This window comes from Pseudanabaena sp. SR411 (assembly GCF_002251945.1).
Taxonomy (GTDB): Bacteria; Cyanobacteriota; Cyanobacteriia; order Pseudanabaenales; family Pseudanabaenaceae; genus Pseudanabaena.
Window position 1 is genome coordinate 1 of the sequence record NZ_NDHW01000195.1, and the last position, 16,770, is coordinate 16,770.

General features: G+C 42.3%; 17 protein-coding genes and 2 pseudogenes. 4 read left to right on the forward strand and 15 right to left on the reverse strand.

Annotated features, from left to right (window positions below):
• The 3 genes and pseudogenes from B9G53_RS28700 to B9G53_RS20950 form a co-directional block, all read right to left on the reverse strand.
• Positions 1–743 (reverse strand): annotated as a pseudogene (locus B9G53_RS28700) (transposase); the annotation flags it as partial.
• 86 nt (positions 744–829) lie between these two features.
• Positions 830–2,437, reverse strand: coding sequence for a histidine kinase dimerization/phosphoacceptor domain -containing protein (locus B9G53_RS20945; protein WP_094535412.1), 1,608 nt, complete (start codon positions 2,435–2,437; stop codon positions 830–832).
• Positions 2,430–3,818, reverse strand: a complete 1,389-nt coding sequence (locus tag B9G53_RS20950) for a TldD/PmbA family protein (RefSeq protein WP_094535413.1) — start codon at positions 3,816–3,818, stop codon at positions 2,430–2,432. Before B9G53_RS20950 ends, B9G53_RS20945 begins: the two co-directional genes overlap by 8 nt.
• A gap of 404 nt (positions 3,819–4,222) precedes the next feature.
• Between B9G53_RS20950 and B9G53_RS20955 the strand changes: the two genes are divergently transcribed.
• Entirely contained in the window at positions 4,223–4,774 is a 552-nt protein-coding gene (locus tag B9G53_RS20955; protein WP_094535414.1) for an Npun_F5560 family protein, read from the forward strand.
• Positions 4,775–4,802: 28 nt separating this feature from the next.
• Here the strand turns inward: B9G53_RS20955 and B9G53_RS20960 are convergent, their stop codons facing one another.
• The 6 genes from B9G53_RS20960 to B9G53_RS20985 form a co-directional block, all read right to left on the reverse strand.
• Positions 4,803–6,068, reverse strand: a complete 1,266-nt coding sequence (locus tag B9G53_RS20960; protein WP_094535415.1) for an O-antigen ligase — start codon at positions 6,066–6,068, stop codon at positions 4,803–4,805.
• 195 nt (positions 6,069–6,263) lie between these two features.
• Positions 6,264–7,898 carry a chaperonin GroEL gene (gene groL / locus B9G53_RS20965; RefSeq protein WP_094535416.1) on the reverse strand — a complete coding sequence of 545 codons (1,635 nt, stop codon included), beginning with the start codon at positions 7,896–7,898 and terminating at the stop codon, positions 6,264–6,266.
• Between the two features lie 68 nt (positions 7,899–7,966).
• Positions 7,967–8,278, reverse strand: coding sequence for a co-chaperone GroES (gene groES, locus B9G53_RS20970; RefSeq protein WP_009629538.1), 312 nt, complete (start codon positions 8,276–8,278; stop codon positions 7,967–7,969).
• 161 nt (positions 8,279–8,439) lie between these two features.
• Entirely contained in the window at positions 8,440–8,550 is a 111-nt protein-coding gene (locus B9G53_RS20975) for a PetM family cytochrome b6-f complex subunit 7 (protein WP_094535417.1), read from the reverse strand.
• Positions 8,551–8,805: 255 nt separating this feature from the next.
• Positions 8,806–9,402: a hypothetical protein gene (locus B9G53_RS20980; RefSeq protein ID WP_094535418.1), complete on the reverse strand. Its 597-nt coding sequence runs from the start codon at positions 9,400–9,402 to the stop codon at positions 8,806–8,808.
• Positions 9,403–9,623: 221 nt separating this feature from the next.
• A complete protein-coding gene (locus B9G53_RS20985; RefSeq protein WP_094535419.1) occupies positions 9,624–9,911 on the reverse strand; it encodes a hypothetical protein in 288 nt (95 codons plus the stop codon).
• Between the two features lie 629 nt (positions 9,912–10,540).
• Here B9G53_RS20985 and menB point away from each other — a divergent pair.
• Both menB and B9G53_RS28705 read left to right on the forward strand, forming a co-directional pair.
• On the forward strand, positions 10,541–11,371 hold the full coding sequence (gene menB, locus B9G53_RS21000; protein WP_094535422.1) for a 1,4-dihydroxy-2-naphthoyl-CoA synthase: 831 nt from the start codon (positions 10,541–10,543) through the stop codon (positions 11,369–11,371).
• 185 nt (positions 11,372–11,556) lie between these two features.
• Positions 11,557–11,688 carry a hypothetical protein gene (locus B9G53_RS28705; RefSeq protein WP_254923758.1) on the forward strand — a complete coding sequence of 44 codons (132 nt, stop codon included), beginning with the start codon at positions 11,557–11,559 and terminating at the stop codon, positions 11,686–11,688.
• Here the strand turns inward: B9G53_RS28705 and ribBA are convergent.
• On the reverse strand, positions 11,639–13,339 hold the full coding sequence (gene ribBA, locus B9G53_RS21005) for a bifunctional 3,4-dihydroxy-2-butanone-4-phosphate synthase/GTP cyclohydrolase II (protein WP_094535423.1): 1,701 nt from the start codon (positions 13,337–13,339) through the stop codon (positions 11,639–11,641). The two genes, B9G53_RS28705 and ribBA, sit on opposite strands and share 50 nt — an antisense overlap.
• 371 nt (positions 13,340–13,710) lie before the next feature.
• Between ribBA and B9G53_RS21010 the strand changes: the two genes are divergently transcribed.
• On the forward strand, positions 13,711–14,940 hold the full coding sequence (locus tag B9G53_RS21010; RefSeq protein WP_094535424.1) for an S-layer homology domain-containing protein: 1,230 nt from the start codon (positions 13,711–13,713) through the stop codon (positions 14,938–14,940).
• Positions 14,941–15,098: 158 nt separating this feature from the next.
• Here the strand turns inward: B9G53_RS21010 and B9G53_RS27580 are convergent, their stop codons facing one another.
• From B9G53_RS27580 to B9G53_RS21025, 5 genes and pseudogenes are all read right to left on the reverse strand, one after another.
• Positions 15,099–15,248 (reverse strand): hypothetical protein, encoded by a 150-nt coding sequence (locus B9G53_RS27580; protein ID WP_176453298.1) that lies wholly within the window; start codon positions 15,246–15,248, stop codon positions 15,099–15,101.
• Positions 15,249–15,311: 63 nt separating this feature from the next.
• The gene (locus B9G53_RS21015) at positions 15,312–15,734 is read right to left on the reverse strand and encodes a hypothetical protein (protein WP_094535425.1); all 423 of its coding nucleotides are present in this window, start codon (positions 15,732–15,734) and stop codon (positions 15,312–15,314) included.
• 69 nt (positions 15,735–15,803) lie between these two features.
• A complete protein-coding gene (locus B9G53_RS27585) occupies positions 15,804–15,950 on the reverse strand; it encodes a hypothetical protein (RefSeq protein WP_176453299.1) in 147 nt (48 codons plus the stop codon).
• 127 nt (positions 15,951–16,077) lie between these two features.
• Positions 16,078–16,551, reverse strand: a pseudogene (locus B9G53_RS21020) (IS982 family transposase); the annotation flags it as partial.
• Positions 16,552–16,578: 27 nt separating this feature from the next.
• Positions 16,579–16,770, reverse strand: a 192-nt coding sequence (locus tag B9G53_RS21025) for a transposase (RefSeq protein ID WP_141211843.1), incomplete at its 5' end; no start/stop codon positions are given.

Genomic DNA, 16,770 nt, shown 5'->3' on the forward strand with positions numbered 1-16,770 from the left:
GACACTTTTGATAACGAGCAWTATCTAAAACTAAGGTGATGGGAATCATTAAATTGGGAGAATAGGGAGGCAAATAAAGTAATTCGATATGCAACGCATCAGCTAAAGCTTGGACAATCTGACACTTTTGATAACGAGCATTATCTAAAACTAAGGTGATGGGAATCATTAAGCCTAAAGTCGCTAATTTGGACAACAATTCACAGACTTGAGTACCCGTAATATAGGTATCATTAAAGAAAACAGCACGTTGAGCAGATTTCGCTTCTTCAAGTCTTGGTTCTAGCTTTTTTTGCTTGTATTCCTCCTGCGCATCCACATCATGGAACCGAATCCACTTTTAAACAACGCATTCCCATTGATTTCACAAATACTCGCACTTGGGTGGGACTACGTTTGATACCTGTCAAAGCAGTGATTTGCTTAATTGCTTGAGCAATCGTAGCGGGTGGATGCTCTCGAAAATATGACTCTATGGTGGTTCGATGCGCTTCTAGCTCACTCTTGGGTTGCCTGAAATTGATTTCCTTTAGTTTTTCGACCCCACCTTCCTGATAGGCTCGGCAATACTTGCGCAATGTGTTCTCACTAATATCTGCTAACTCACAGATTTGCCAGTGTGGTAAGTTTTGACTTTTCAACCACTTCACTTCCATTTTTTTTTGTACACTTGGATGCGGATGGTGAAATCTTTCATGTTTTAGTACTTCTTTGTCCTTTTCTGTAAATGCGATTTGCAGCATACTTCGTTTCCTAACCTCTGCACTTTTCTCTTTAGATTTTATATCCGAAATCCGCATCCTTAAGCCGTGTAAAGTATAATTCGTGATCACAAATTTTCATGAAAAGTGAAATGAAAACTTGTACCTACAGAACAGGATAAATCCAAATTAGCCCTCAGTTGTTGCGACAACATCCTCACTAATCTGAGTCCAAGAGAATTGGTTCCATTAAAATCAACATTTTCTGGAATCCCTATTCCATTATCTCGAATCACTAAATGCAAATTACGAGGATCAGTAGATTCGTATAAAATCACCTCAATCAACCCTGTCATATTATTCGGGAATGCGTACTTAAAAGCATTCGTTAATAGCTCATTGACGATTAATCCCATCGAAATTGCTGTATCAATATTTAACAGAGTGGGCTTAACATCTAGCTTTAATTCGACTTGGCTAGAATTAAAACTTGTAGAGCTGTAAAGATTTACAACTAAACGTTGGAGATATTCACAAAAATCAACCTTGTCTACATCCTGAGATTGGTATAGTTGCTCATGAATGAGCGACATTGTATGAATTCGCCGTTGGCTGTCTGAAATTGCTCTCAGAGCTTCTGCGTCATCAATATAGCGAGCTTGCATTGACAGTAAGCTATCAACCACACTCAGATTATTTTTAACTCGATGGTGGACTTCTCTTAATAAAACTTCTTTCTCGGCAAGGGATGATTGAAGTCTGTTTTCTGCTTCTTTCAATTCTGTAATATCTGAAGCTGCACCGATTATTTGCTTAACTGCACCATCAGAATTCCGTAAAAATACGGTTTCTTGGCTGTAAAACCATTTCCATTTGCCATGAACATCGCGCATCCGATATTCAATAAAAAATAAATCTTCTGATTTTCGATCACGTAAGTAATCATGATGATCCTTTACTTTCATGAAGTCATCAGGATGCACAATGGTTTGCAGCATGGACTCACCCATTGCCTGAATTTCCAAGAGAGAGTAACCAAGAATATTGGTAATCGTCTGATTACAATAAATATTCTGTTTTTCTTCCACATCATAGATATAGAGAATATTCGGGATTGTGTCGGTAATTCGTTGGATAAATTGCTGACTCTCTTTGAGAGCTTGTTCTGCTTGCTTACGGGTTAGCGCGATCGCAATATAAGTAACTATTGTTTGTGTTAATTGGACTTCTTCTTCAGTGAACTGTCTAGGCGCATCAAAATACGCAACAATGTCACCCAAATGTCTATGCTCATACTCCAATGGAAATACAGCGATCGCGCCAATACCTTCGGATTGACAGATACTCTGCAAGGTGGAATCGCTAGGCAAAATCGCGCAGTAAGGAAAAGATCGAAATCTTGCTTCTACTTGATGAGATGAATCTTCAAAAAAAGCCTCGATCGCTTGTTTGTATTTTTGGCTTAGCCCTATGGATTCTTGGTATTTTAAATTATGATAAGAAGTCGTGACAATCACGGCTGCTCGTGAAGTTCGTAATGCATGACAGATTCCATTTAAAGCAACTTGATAAATTTCATTAACTGTTTGCGCTGCATTCAAAGCCGATACAAAATCGTACATTAGCCTTAATCGATTGAGCTGCAAATTCAAACGATCTTCAGTTAGTTGTTGATCAGCGATCGTTTGGACTAATTGGAAGTTAACTGATTTAAGTTCTGTTTTGACTCTAGCCATGGTTTTCACCTCCAACGATCACATTCTTAATTCTTAAACTCGGTGAGCCACAACCAACGGCTAATCCACTTTGTCCGCCTTTACCACAGCCCCCTGACTCATCCCACACAAAGTCATTGCCGATCGCCTCAATATCTTGTAATGTCTCAAAGGCATTTCCCGAAAGTGTCACATCTTTTACAGGCTCAGCGATTTTACCGTCACGAATCATCCACGCTTCACCTGCGGTAAAAGTAAACATCTCACCATTGGTCATGCCGCCTTGCCAGTTTTTGGCATACACACCCACAGGAATGTCATTAAACAAGTCCGCCACAGGGGTTTTGCCGCGACCAATCCAAGTATTGGTCATTCTTACTATGGGCGGATAGTGATAATCCAAACATCTAGCGTTGCCAGTTACTTGCTCACCCAACTTTCCTGCTGTCTCCCGCGAATGCAACCTTCCCACTAATACACCATCAGCGATTAATTGCGTTGTTGTCGCAGGCACACCTTCATCGTCAAAAAGATAACTACCTCGATGCTCAGCCACTGCTGCGCCATCAAAAATTTGTAAGTCTTTCGAGCCAAATCTTCTACCAATGCTCATCGTTTCTAACATATCAGGATTTTCATAAAGCATATCTGCTTCTGAGAGATGCCCAAAGGCTTCATGCACAAACAATCCAGCCAAAATTGGATCGATTACTACTGTGTAAGTATTGCCTTGTACCGTCGGTAAGTCTAGAGCCGCAACAGCGCGTTGAGATGCACCAATCACCTGCTGCTCCAAATTCAGTAAATCCGCATAAGCACGCCTTGAGCCAAAGGTTTCTCTACCAGTTTGGACTGTATCACCATCTCTAGCGATCGCCGAACATCTTAACTCCCAATCAGCCCATTCCTGCTCAATCATTGCGCCTTCTGATGTGGCAAATATCATTTGCTGTGTGCAGTCGCCATAGCGGACTGAGGTACTAACTACACGATCAGAAACCGATCGCAAAATATCTGTGTAGTGAGTGCATAAATTCTTTTTATCAATAAGTGCGATCTGATGGGGATTTTCCTGAATCAGTGATACTTTTGCTTGCACAGGTTCTACGTCAGCTAAAACAGTTTCTTCATTACCCACCCATTTGGCTGCGGCGATCGCTTCTTGAAGTTTAGCTTCCAAATTATCCAAATTATTAAAACTCGCAAATCCCCATCCGCCTCGATGGCAAGCTCTCACCTGCCCACCAATCGAGATACCCGTACTCAGAGTTTCAACTTTGCCACTGCGTAAAAAGATATCTGCTCCCTGCGATCGCTCTAGCCGAATCGCAAAAAAATCGACATGTGGTTGATATTTCTGCACTAAGCTCAAAATTTGATCTTTAACTTGCCATATGTCCATATATAAAGCTCACAGAAAGGCTCTTGATGCGGGTTACTTGGAATTATTACACAAAAACATCATTTTAATGGATAAATAATAGTTTCTATAGAAATGTTAATTATTCTCGTCAGGGCATATAGCAACGTCAAAGATAGCTACTCCCTTCCCAGTGAAAGAATAGCCGTTGCGGCGCTTCGCGCCGCAACGCTATTTCTTGGTTTTATATGTCCTACTCCTTTCCCACCCAAATATTAGCCGTGCAGCGCTTCGCGCCGCACGGCTAATATTTGGGTGGGAAGGGGGTATGAAAATCCTAAAACTGATTTCACCATCAGAATTGCTGAAATTAAAAAATGTAAATTGCCAACTGAGTACTTGTGTGATATATATCTTAGCCTAAATTCCCTTAATGAATTGCACCTATGAATGCCACCGTAAATGCCATCGCGAATCCCTCCGAAAACATGACAGCCAATCTTCAGAAGGAAATCAATTTACTTAAGGTTGACTTAGAACAAAAGGATTTGCTAGTACAACAGCTTTCCGAAGAGCTTTTTCGTCTAGTCAAAGGAAATACTGCCTTTCTGCCCAATGCTGAGGTGCATGAACAGCATTCAGAAGAAATGCGCTGTTTGGCAGAAAAACTAGCTCTGGTTGAAAATCAATTAGTTTTATCACAAGCACTCATCCAAGATCGCGATCGCGAAGCTTTAGAATTGCGTCACACCATCCAAGAAATGAGCGATCGCAATCGGATGCTAGAGCAAGTTGTACAGGAGTTGCCAAATATTTATCGGGCTAAGTTTGCAGAGCGGATTGTTCCTATCAAACAAAAGATTGAAGCACTCCAAAAAGAAAATCGCCAATTGCATATTGAGTTGCAAAGCCTCAGTTTCCGTCTCTCAGGTCGTACTCGCCGTCCTACCGCTCAACAACGCCTTGAGCTACCCAGAGTTATGCCAGCATTGGGCTAGTAAGTAAAGGCGGCGCTTTGCGCCGCCTTTACTTGTTATGTCTGGTTAAGCCATACATCCCACCTAGCAAAAGCCATAACAACATACTCAGACGTGGTTCATAGAGTACTAAATCTAACCAACCTGACATCAAAAAGAGCATTACCCCAATCGTAACTACGACGATCATTCCTTCTGATTCTTTGATTAGTGCTGATTTAAGTGATGTCCAGATTGTCCAGCCAATGATGCCGATAAACCCTAACAGCGCAGGAATTCCTGATCCAACAGCGATCGCCAAAAACAAATTATGCTCATGGGGTAACCCACGCAAGTCGTAGCCCATAGACTCCGCCACAAGTGGAAAATTGCGTAGTCCCCAGCCCTGAATTGGATGCTGAGAGATCAGAGAAAGCGCAAAATGCCATACATTCAAGCGATCGGCAGTGGATGCGTAACCGCCTAATTTTGGATCAACTGTACTAGCTAAGCGATTGACAAATCCTTCTGGCAATAGTGATCGCACGGCTTCACCACCTAAACCAAATTCCTGTCCAAATACACCCCATGCAATGATGAGCGAGATAATTCCAAATCCTGCTACTAGTTGCCATTGACGGTAATACATTGCTAACGCTACAGCCCCTAAGATGGCGAGTCCCCAAGCATTACGTGAGCCAGTCAGAATCAGCACACAGGTTCCTAATGCAAGGGCGATCGCGGCGATCGCTTGTTGAGATTTGGAGATACTTTTAACTTTGCCAAGTGCAAAATGTAAAGCGATCGGTAAAATCATTAACAAGTAAGCAGCCGTTTCGTTGAAATGTCCAAAAAATGACTGAATGCGGCGATCGGGACTAAATCCCATCGGAATCGGGTAGCTATCAAAAATCACTTTTGGGAATATCCAATCAGGGCGATCAATAACGGCTTGTAAAACTCCAAATCCACTCACCATTATGGAACTCAGTACCAATAACCATAAAAGATGAATAAATTGGGTAGGGGTGTGGATTATATAGCTAGTAATGGCAGCCAAGAAAAAATATGGCAAGAAGTTCGCTAATCCACCTGCGGCTGTAGGGACATTGAAAGCGATGAGGGTGGTGAAAATCATCCATAACGACAGCCCGAAATAAGCTTGATTCACTGGTGTAGCGATCGCTCTCCAGCCATAACGAAACAACACTCTCAAAGCCAGTAATGACCCCACAATTGGCATAAAAACATTGCTGATCACCATAAAAATAGCAAAGCTTTGCAACCAGTTCCACTCTAAGCTCAATTCATCATCTTCAGTCGGTTTCCAGAGCATCCATTCACCTTAAAAGTTATGTAGATGTTACAGCGCTTTGCGCTCAAACTCAAAACTTTTGAAAGTGTTGCTTTGCAACACTTTCAAAAGTTTTGAGTTTGGTATATTTGGGATAAAACTCCAAAAGAGAAGGGAGCGCACAGCGCTCCCTTCTCTTTTGGAGATCAAGATTCGCTTAGCGAATCCTTTCTTTGATTAATAATCGAAGTCTCCGCCAGCGCCCATGGCTCCGCCGCCACCAGCACCCTTATCTTCGGGCTTATCAACAACAATACATTCGGTGGTCAAGATCATGCCAGCGATCGAAGCAGCATTTTGCAATGCCGAACGAGTTACCTTCGCAGGATCAACAATTCCTGCCACGAACATATCTTCAAATTCACCAGTCATCGCATTGAAGCCGATGTTGAAGTCTTTTTCACGGACATTCTCAGCGATTACAGCGCCGTTAAATCCAGCATTAGCGGCGATGCGCTTAACAGGAGCAGATAGAGCCTTGGAAACAATGATTGCGCCAGTCAGTTCTTCGCCTGTGAGGTTAGCAGTTGCCCAAGTGTGAAGCTCAGGAGCAAGGTGAACATAGGTTGTACCACCACCAGGAACGATACCTTCTTCAACAGCAGCTTTAGTTGCGTTAATAGCATCTTCAAGACGAAGCTTGCGATCCTTCATTTCGGTTTCAGTAGCAGCACCGACTTTGATTACGGCTACGCCACCAGAGAGCTTAGCCAAGCGCTCTTGTAGTTTTTCCTTGTCGTAGGAAGATTCGGTTTCTTCGATTTGACGACGAATTTGCTCAATGCGAGTCTTGACTGCGGCTTCATTACCATCAGCAACGATAGTGGTGCTGTCTTTGGTGATGATCACGCGGCGTGCTTTACCAAGTTGGTCAAGCTTAACTGCATCAAGACGCAAACCTGCATCTTCAGTAATTACTTGTGCGCCTGTGAGGGTTGCCAAATCTTCGAGCATAGCTTTGCGGCGATCGCCAAAACCAGGAGACTTGATTGCTGCAACGTTGAGAACACCACGCAAGCGGTTCACAACCAAAGTTGCTAGCGCTTCTTTTTCAATATCTTCAGCAATGATGATCAGAGGACGACCAGAGCGAGCCACTTGCTCAAGAACAGGTACAAGTTCTTGAACTAATGCAATTTTCTTGTCGGTGATCAAGAGAACTGGTTCTTCAAAAGAAGCTTCCATGCGCTCAGCATCGGTGACGAAGTAAGGGGAGATATAGCCCTTATCAAAGCGCATACCTTCAGTAATTTCCAATTCGGTGAACATGGATTTACCTTCTTCGAGGGAAATCACACCTTCTTTACCGACTTTGTCCATCGCTTGAGCGATCATTGCGCCTACTTCTTCGTCGTTACCAGCCGAAATGGTTCCAACTTGAGCGATCGCCTTAGAATCTTCAATAGGCTTAGCATGTTCTTTAATCTTACCAACCAAGAAAGCAGTTGCCTTATCGATACCACGCTTGAGAGCGATCGAATTTGCTCCAGCCGCAACGTTACGCAAGCCTTCTTTAACGATCGCATGGGCGAGAACTGTAGCAGTAGTAGTTCCATCACCAGCAGCATCATTGGTTTTAGAAGCCGCTTGACGAATTAAGGCTACGCCAGTATTTTCGACATTATCTTCTAGTTCAATTTCCTTAGCAATGGTGACACCATCGTTAACGATTTGAGGAGAGCCAAACTTCTTTTCAAGAACTACGTTACGACCTTTTGGACCTAGGGTCACAGCAACGGCTTCAGCCAAGATGTCCATACCACGCTCTAGAGCGCGACGTGCATCTTCGTTGTAAATTATTTTTTTAGACATATTTTTTTGTTAGGTGACTGGTAATTGATAAGTACTTTTTAGAACGCTTCGCGTTCTAAAAAAAAAGATTATGAAACGATCGCTAAAATATCTTTTTCTGCTAGCAGCACATATTCATCTGTGCCAAGTTTGATATCAGTGCCAGCGTACTTGGAGTACAAAACTTTGTCTCCAACTTTAACTTCGAGGGCTTGGCGCTCACCTTTATCATCGAGTTTGCCAGGTCCTACTGCGGCGATTTCGCCAACTTGAGGCTTTTCTTTTGCGGTTTCAGGCAAGAAAATTCCACCTGCGGTTTTTTCTTCTTTAGCGCTTACTTTGATAAATACGCGATCGGCTAAAGGTTTTACAGTAGTTACGTTTAATGTCGTTGTTGCCATTGGTATTCACTCAGTTGACTAACATTTCTTGTTGTTGTCTAGAGTGGTTTAGCACTCTAGGTGACTGAGTGCTAATTTAACCGAAATGGTTGCAACGGCTATAGTGTGGTTTACCGAACTGATTAAACAAGAAGCGGCGCTTAGCGCCGCTTCTTGAAATATTAGGCTTCTTCTTGTTCTTCGCCTTGCAGCTTTAGTAAGAAGTATCCGAAGGCGATACCGACAGGAATTAATACCATCGATAAGACCATTGCATTACCAATTTCTCCCATGATTTTCTCTTTTAAATAAATAATATTGCTTTATATTGCTTTAGGAATTTTACCGTAAAACACAGGTCATACGCAGAGCGTAAGTACTTGTACAAAATAAATTTCCCAAGCCCGTAAAGTTTCGCCTCGCAGGGGCGCAACTTTAACGTTAGTTCGACAAAATCGGAAAATGGTAAGAATCGCTAAGCGATTCTTACCATTTTCTGCCATTTGCGTCGTGCGAAGCACGACGCAAATGGCTATATCTAACTCCCGTTAAATTATTACCTCGACATCGATCGCATCAGCATAGTCTTCATCGTCCTGCTCAACTTGACTATCCTTAGATTTATTAGATTTATGCGAGCTTGGAGTATTTTGATAATCCCCCATGAGTTCAGATTCGTCTAGCCAAACTGGACGAATCTCATAGTGAACTCGCAAATTACTTGGAGCGCTGCGTTCAGCTTCCCGCACAAATCGATTAGCTTCCCATTCAGCTTGAAATGTATTGATCAATTTGAGCGTTTTTAAACGTTGTCTTTCTAGATAAGTCCATACTTCCCAAGCGTTGTATTCAGGTTCTTTGGACTGTTCAATAATTTCTTCAGGTTCGGCAGATACTTCAACATTATCAGCGGTATCTGGAGATTTTGGGTTGTTGTCACTAACTGGTTCGTCACTAATAGGCTCATTGCTCTGATCACCAAATGCAGAAGATGATGGCTTTGCTTTGTCTTCGTCATTAAGAGACTTACTAGTAACATCCTGTGATGCGGAAATTTCTTCAACATCCAGCGATCGCGATAGACTTTTGATCTCTTTTGCCCGAACCTGTTTAACTGAAGATAAATCATCCGCGTTCGTCTTCACTTCGATCGCTGTCTGTGATTGATCAACCCACCCTTTAAAAGTTACTTCTTCGCCGTTGATGGTAAGGCGATCGCCTACTTCTAACGCAAATCCTGCTAACGAGTTAAATAATGGCTTTGCCTTTGGTGAGGAGCTAAAGCCCCTAGCATTACTATCATCTTGGGCGGAATTTTCTTCGTGGGGAACTGATACATTTGCCTGACTAGACTTCCCATTGTCAATCAGGCTCTGGACTCCCCCAATTGCATCCTCAATTCGTTAATTTGCGAATGTAAAGGAGCAAGACAACTCTCAACATATGTCAAAAGCTCAGGGTGCAATATAAATGGAGTTTTTTCTGGTGATATTTCTGTTGGTGTTTCGGGCTTTGGCTCAAACTCTCGGCTGACCACAGCTAAAATCCAATCAGCGATCGCCTGTTGATTAGCATCAGCTTTTGTTTTGATTTGGCTCAATAAAGGCAAAGGAAAACGAAGATTTACCTGTTTTGTCCTGTGAGGAGTCGCCATTATTTGCCCTTACTTAAAATTTCGAATATGTTTGCGAACTTAATTATAGCAATCGTCACCACCAAAACCCATATAGCGACTTTCATTGTGCCACAGGCACAGTGAAAGTCGCAAAACCTTACAAATATCAAAGAAGAAGCCTCGCAATTATTGCGAGGCTTCTTCTTTAGCTTGATAGACATTTCGATAGCCAAGAGTTATTTGAATTGTAAAGGAGATTTCCCCAAAGAAAGTGAAACCATTACCCACAAAGCTAAGCTAGAGCAGGCAAAAGCGGAAATAACTCCTAAGAAAAAGCTATTCCAGACAATAATCATTTTGCTTTTCTCCCGAATTCAGATTCTAGCTCTACCATAATATTCATAGCTTAGTATCTTATAAGCCGTCTGTGTGATATCAGACAAAATTTAACAATTAATCAAAGACGATGAAAAAAATAATTTGTTCCAGATCTTGCCTATTCAACATTGCTTTGTACTCAAATCAAGAGATTTTTTGAAAGTGTTGCTAAGTAACACTTTCAAAAAATCTCTTGGCGTTAGTTTGATCAGTAATTGCTGGAGGTAAAAAAGATGTGTCGGCTAAAACCGATGATAAAATGATTTTCTGTACTTTTCTATCTCAAAACCATGACCGATTGGCAAATCGCCGCCGAATTTGAAGACATTCTCTATCACAAAGCCGATGGAATGGCTAAAATTACCATCAATCGTCCCCAAGTTCGTAATGCTTTTCGTCCAAAAACAATTACGGAAATGATCGCTGCTTTTGCTGATGCGCGAGAAGATATTGAGATTGGTGTGGTTTTGCTAACTGGTGCAGGTCCCGCGCCCGATGGTAAATATGCCTTTTGTGCAGGGGGTGATCAAAAAGTACGTGGTGATGGTGGCTATATTTCTGAGTCTGGTGTACCACGTTTAAACGTACTCGATTTACAACGCCTAATTCGCACCATGCCTCAGCCAGTAATAGCGTTGGTTGCTGGCTATGCGATCGGTGGAGGTCATGTGCTGCATGTAGTCTGCGATCTGACGATCGCCGCTGATAATGCTATTTTTGGTCAGACTGGTCCCATGGTGGGTAGTTTTGACGGTGGTTTTGGGGCTTCCTATTTGGCGCGATTAGTTGGGCAGAAAAAAGCACGCGAAATTTGGTATCTCTGTCGTCAATATGATGCTCAAGAAGCTCTAGACATGGGCTTAGTGAATAAGGTTGTGCCAGTGGAGCAATTAGAAGCTGAAGGTATCCAATGGGCGCAGGAGATTTTAGACAAGAGTCCTCTAGCAATTCGTTGTCTCAAATCTGCTTTTAATGCAGATTGTGATGGTCAAGCGGGTATTCAAGAATTAGCGGGTAATGCGACTCTGTTGTTTTATATGACACAGGAGGCTCAAGAAGGCAAGCAAGCATTTCTCGAAAAGCGCAAACCCAATTTTCGTCAATATCCCAAACTGCCATAAAAATTAGTGGCGGCGCGGAGCGCCGCCACTAATTTTTATGGCAATGCTCGAATTAGTCAAAACAAATTAAAACCGAAAATAGAAGGGTGGCGCGGAGCGCCACCCTTCTATTTTCGGTTTGCAGATCAGGAGATCGCGATACACTTGATAAATTATGATTAGTTAGCAAAAATCAACCAAGTTTTATGTCGGAAGCTATTCTCCTCAATACTTTTTTCTGGGCTGCCATTGTGCTAATGGCGATCGCTACTAGTGGCATTGGTTATCTTACTTATCTAGAATGGCAAGATCGTCGCCGTCGCGGAGGAAAAAGTTAAACCACTCGTACATGCGATCGCCTTTCCAAGGGGTATTCCAAGCAAGCCCAAGATTGATTGTCTCCACAAAACTTTCAGGTAGTTCAGCATCATTGAGCGCTACACAAAACTTAAAGGTCGTGATCTGTTCCCATTGTTTTAAATGTTTGAATACGCGCACGATTGCTTGCCGATAGGGATGATTGGGTTGCTCATACCAGTCATCAGAAATCTCATTGGAGCGATCAAACCCTAAATGGACAATCGAGAGCTTACTGGCAATATCCTTTGCTAATAAGGCAGGATCTTGGGTATCGGCATTAGCAAATAAACTCGCAAACTCTGTAGATGTTTCTTCTTGCATTAGCAAATCGTTTGTTGCCGCAACTTCACGTAACTGTGTGAGCCATTCAGGAGATTTATGCTCTGTCCAGCGAATACCGAGAGTGATTAGCTTGGTTTGTAAAAGTAAATGTCCCAACTTTTCGGCTTTAGTTTCCAGATAGCGCCAATTATGCTCATTGGTTTCAATTAGCAAGGGCAAGCGTCCAACTACTTCAATATCAAAGCCTTTAAGTCCTGCTAGCTTGCGTGGATTATTGGTAATTAGCCGCATTTTTTTAATACCAAGGTCATGCAAAATTTGCGCTCCAACTCCGTAGGTACGCAGATCCGCCCCAAATCCCAGCTTTTCGTTAGCTTCGACCGTATCTAGGCCACCATCTTGGAGACAATAAGCCTTGATTTTATTAATTAAACCGATGCCGCGTCCCTCTTGTCGCAAGTACACGACTACGCCCCAATTAGCAAACTCGATCATTTTTAAGGCGCTTTGTAATTGCCCACGACAATCACAACGCAATGATCCGAGCGCGTCACCTGTCAGACATTCAGAATGTACACGTACTAAAACTTCATTATTAGGAAATTCTCGCAAATCACCCTTGACGATCGCGAGATGCTCAGTATTATCAATGGTATTGCGATAGGCATAGACCCGAAAATTGCCAAATAACGATGGCAATTTGGCGATCGCCTCTCGCTGCACAAAGCGATCGTGTTCCAAACGATAACTAATTAGATCGGCAATGCTAATTAATTTTAGGTTATGCAATTTCGCATATTCAATCAGTTCAGGCAGACGAGCCATTGATCCATCATCATTTTGAATCTCGCAAATCACGCCTGCGGGATATAATCCCGACATTTGGGCAAGATCTACAGCCGCCTCGGTATGCCCCGCCCGCTTCAGTACGCCTCCACCCTTAGCCCTGAGAGGGAAAACATGCCCAGGACGACGCAGATCATTAGGTCGGGTATTGGGGTTAATCGCCGCTTGAATTGTGCGCGAACGATCTTCTGCTGAAATTCCTGTTGATGTCCCTTCTACAGCATCAATACTGACGGTAAAGGCAGTTTGTTGACTGTCAGTATTGCGATCAACCATTAGTGGCAAATCTAAGCGATCGAGGCGATCTCCTGTCATGGCTAGACAAATCAGCCCACGAGCTTTTACCGCCATAAAATTCACCATCTCAGGTGTGGCAAATTGGGCTGCCCCAATCAGATCGCCTTCATTTTCTCGGTTTTCATCATCGACAACGACAATGAGCCGACCAGATTTCAGGTCGTTAAGGGCATCGGGAATAGAGTCAAATTGAAACTTAGTCAAGGCTTACTGTCAGGCATTCAAGCTATTTATATCCATCATATAGCAATCTCTATAGCAATCCTAAATGGGTTGTGAGAGTGCGCCCCTTCGGGCGCACTCTCACAACCCATTTAGGATTGCTATATGTTGAAAATTTGCCAAATAAATTAAATGTTTGATTTGTTTGATTTATTTAATTAACTTGATGAATCAAACCTATATTTAACGAACCTTAATGTTCGATTTGTGTGACTTATTGAATTAGTAAACAGAAATGATCAGCGGCTTTTGAGCATAACAGTGTTAGATCTAAAAATCTTTTAGGAACATTTAGTTTAGATATACAGTCGTTTGCTACATATGCATAAATGTGTATAGGAGAAAAACTCAAAATGACAACTCAAACTAAACGTTCTAGCACTGCATTACTTGTTGCTGTTAGCTTTATTGGTAGCTCTGCGATTCCTTTGATCAGCGCAACCTCTGCTTTTGCTCAGACCACGTTTAATGATGTGCCTACAGGATATTGGGCGCAGACTTTTATTCAAGAGTTAGCTTCAAGAGACATTATTAAAGGCTTTCCAGATGGGGGATTTCGTCCAAACGATCCAGTAACCAGAGCGCAGTTTGCGGCGATGCTTAGCAAAGCTGTAAACAAATCACCTATACGTGGTGGTGTTACCTTTGTTGATGTTGCGTCAAGTTATTGGGCAGCTTCGGCAATTCAAACTTCATACACAACAGGTTTTCTGTCTGGATACCCAGGTAATGTTTTTGAACCCAACCAAAATATTCCTCGCGTACAGGTTTTAGTTTCCCTTGCTAATGGCTTGAATTATTCGGCTAGTCAAGCACCTGAGACAATTCTACAAACCTATGCTGATGCTTCTGGCATTCCGAACTATGCAAGAAATAGTGTAGCAGCAGCGACTGAGAACCGCTTGGTGGTTAATTATCCCAATGTCCAGTTCTTAAATCCTAATCAAACTGCAACTAGAGCCGAGGTTGCCGCGTTTATTTATCAATCGTTAGTGCGTTCGGGTCAAGCAAATGCGATCACTTCACCTTATATCGTGGGACAAACTACAACTACTCCCCCTGTTCAAAATCAGGTCAGGATTCCCGCAGGAAATACGATCGCAGTTCAGTATTCCAAAGATAAGATTCTGCTCGGACCTGATGAAAAAGTGCCTCTTGTACTGAATGTGTCGCAAAATATTGCTAATTCCCAAGGCACAATTTTGATACCTGCTGGTACTCAAGTTGTCGGTGAATTGCGAACTGTATCAGGTGGTGCTCAGTTCTTTGCCAGTGAACTTGTATTTGCCAATGGTCAGAGAAGAGCAATCAATGCTACTTCTAAAGTTGTAACCACGACTGAGAGAGTTGACAAGGGCGTGAACGTCGGTGGTCTGCTCCAAAATGCTGCCCTCGGTGCTGCTGCTGCTGCTGCCATCTCTGCGGTAACAGGCGATCGCGCTCTAGCTACTGAGGAAATTCTCGGCGGTGCTGGAATTGGCGCGTTGCTGGGTCTATTCCTAGGTCGTGATAGTGTGACGCTTGCCTCTGTCAATCCTAATACTGACTTAGCTGTAACCTTAAACTCTGATCTTCTGCTTTAGTTCCTAAGCTAGTCATTGTTGGTAATGCTTAAAAAATAAAAAGCAGCGCTTCTTTTAAATGTTAAGAACAGCGTTGCTTTTTATTTTTTTCTTTCAACATGCTAATACTAATTTTCGAGAGTGTGGCAAAACTTTCGAGAACTTACGCGATCGCTTGATTACACTTTTTGAAAGTAATGGTATAGATTAGCGATCGCCATATCAGACGATTGTTTAACTACATCTACTTTTAAAGCTTTATGTCCCGAAGCTTGAGCTTTCTCGACTACCTTATACTCATATTTTGAGCGTAATTCGGGTGAAGCCATTAATTTGAGTTGATCGCGTAGAGACTCAAAATGAGATTTTGGCTTTAACTCTTCATAAATTTTTTATTTGGGAACTTCAAAGTTGCTAAGTGCAGAGTTCATTTCTTGAGGAACTGGGCTTAGTTCAGAGCTTTCTAATAACTTCAAATCAGAAGCGGGTAAAGAGTGAATCCATTCTGATTGTTCTTGCCAAGATGGTAGAACTGCTAGATCTTGAGTGCAAATAAGACTGATTTCTGGATAGAGTAGGTCTATTTCTTCTTGGTACTGGACAGCATCGCTCACATTCAAAATATCTTGACGGATACTATTTTGTAGATTTTGAAGTCTGTGGGTAACTGCTCCTGATTGCTTTTGAATTTGGTAGGTCATGATGATCGTCTGCTTGATCGCCCAAGCACATTCTTTTCTTCGGAGCTGACCGATCGCTGTTAGATCAGAAAGTAGTTGCGGATTACGGTAGTCAGCGAGGGCAACAGACAGCATTTGTCGGACATTGGCTAAGTCATGATCTTTGATTTTAGGATTGTCACAAGCTAATGCAGATTTGATTAGTTAAAGTGCTTGCAAAAACTGACCATAGGTACGAATGAGAACGACTCGATGTTGCTCAAATTTAATATCTGCGGCGACTTCATCAATGTGATTTAAGATTTCAACACCTTGATCTTTAAGTGCTTTTTTTGAGATCGATGAAGCCATCTTTAATTTCAACTCGCATTTGGCGAACTTCTTCGCGTAGTTTGAGAATTTGATTTGGTAGTCCTAAAAAGGAAAGGATGGAGGAAAATAACGAAAGAGTTTCTAATATTAACGTGAGTTCGACGAACTAAAAGATGGCAGGAGGTAGAGAAGGCAAGCCTTTGAAGAGAAGCTCTAAGGCAGGTTTAGTCTCACGATAGGTATAGGCAACTAACCCAGCAAGAAGGTTAACAAGGAAATTGAAAAAACTGCGATGTCTTGAATTCTCAATCTGAGAAATGTTGTTGAGTTGGTCATTGACGGACTCAATAATTGCGTGTTTGCGAAGCAAAATCTTGTCGATTAACTTGACCAGACAGTTTTTCATATTTTTCTTGCGCTTGGTAAGCAGTTGCAAACCTTGTTCATAGAGCTTTTCAAACAACTTTTGGGAGATATAACCACGGTCACCAAACAATTGACCAAATAAGTCTTGAGCCATCTCAGGCACAGGTTGGTGGTCATCAACATTGGCGGGAGTAAGTTTAAAAGCAAGCAATTCCCATTTGTCATTGACGATTAGATGCAGTTTGAAGCCAAAGTGCCATCCGACTGGAGACTGTCAAGTAGATTGTGTAAAGTCTAGGAGCTAGAAGTGGAGACGATCCTCAAAGAGGATGGCAAATCGATTAAGTGCAGGTTTCCAATCACGAAAGGGCATTGTCCACTTCTTCGAGATATGCCGCATCGCCAAATAGACCAGCTTAAAAGCAGCCTCATCGGTCGGAAAAATCTGTTGAGATTTAATCACCTTCCGCAAACTGCTATTCATTGACTCAAT

Coding starts and splice junctions, on each gene's coding strand:
- B9G53_RS20945 (WP_094535412.1), bottom strand. CDS start 2,437: ATGGCTAGAGTCAAAACAGAACTTAAATCAGTTAACTTCCAATTAGTC.
- B9G53_RS20950 (WP_094535413.1), bottom strand. CDS start 3,818: ATGGACATATGGCAAGTTAAAGATCAAATTTTGAGCTTAGTGCAGAAA.
- B9G53_RS20955 (WP_094535414.1), top strand. CDS start 4,223: ATGAATGCCACCGTAAATGCCATCGCGAATCCCTCCGAAAACATGACA.
- B9G53_RS20960 (WP_094535415.1), bottom strand. CDS start 6,068: ATGCTCTGGAAACCGACTGAAGATGATGAATTGAGCTTAGAGTGGAAC.
- groL (WP_094535416.1), bottom strand. CDS start 7,898: ATGTCTAAAAAAATAATTTACAACGAAGATGCACGTCGCGCTCTAGAG.
- groES (WP_009629538.1), bottom strand. CDS start 8,278: ATGGCAACAACGACATTAAACGTAACTACTGTAAAACCTTTAGCCGAT.
- B9G53_RS20975 (WP_094535417.1), bottom strand. CDS start 8,550: ATGGGAGAAATTGGTAATGCAATGGTCTTATCGATGGTATTAATTCCT.
- B9G53_RS20985 (WP_094535419.1), bottom strand. CDS start 9,911: ATGGCGACTCCTCACAGGACAAAACAGGTAAATCTTCGTTTTCCTTTG.
- menB (WP_094535422.1), top strand. CDS start 10,541: ATGACCGATTGGCAAATCGCCGCCGAATTTGAAGACATTCTCTATCAC.
- B9G53_RS28705 (WP_254923758.1), top strand. CDS start 11,557: ATGTCGGAAGCTATTCTCCTCAATACTTTTTTCTGGGCTGCCATTGTG.
- B9G53_RS21010 (WP_094535424.1), top strand. CDS start 13,711: ATGACAACTCAAACTAAACGTTCTAGCACTGCATTACTTGTTGCTGTT.
- B9G53_RS27580 (WP_176453298.1), bottom strand. CDS start 15,248: ATGGCTTCACCCGAATTACGCTCAAAATATGAGTATAAGGTAGTCGAG.
- B9G53_RS21015 (WP_094535425.1), bottom strand. CDS start 15,734: ATGCTGTCTGTTGCCCTCGCTGACTACCGTAATCCGCAACTACTTTCT.
- B9G53_RS27585 (WP_176453299.1), bottom strand. CDS start 15,950: ATGGCTTCATCGATCTCAAAAAAAGCACTTAAAGATCAAGGTGTTGAA.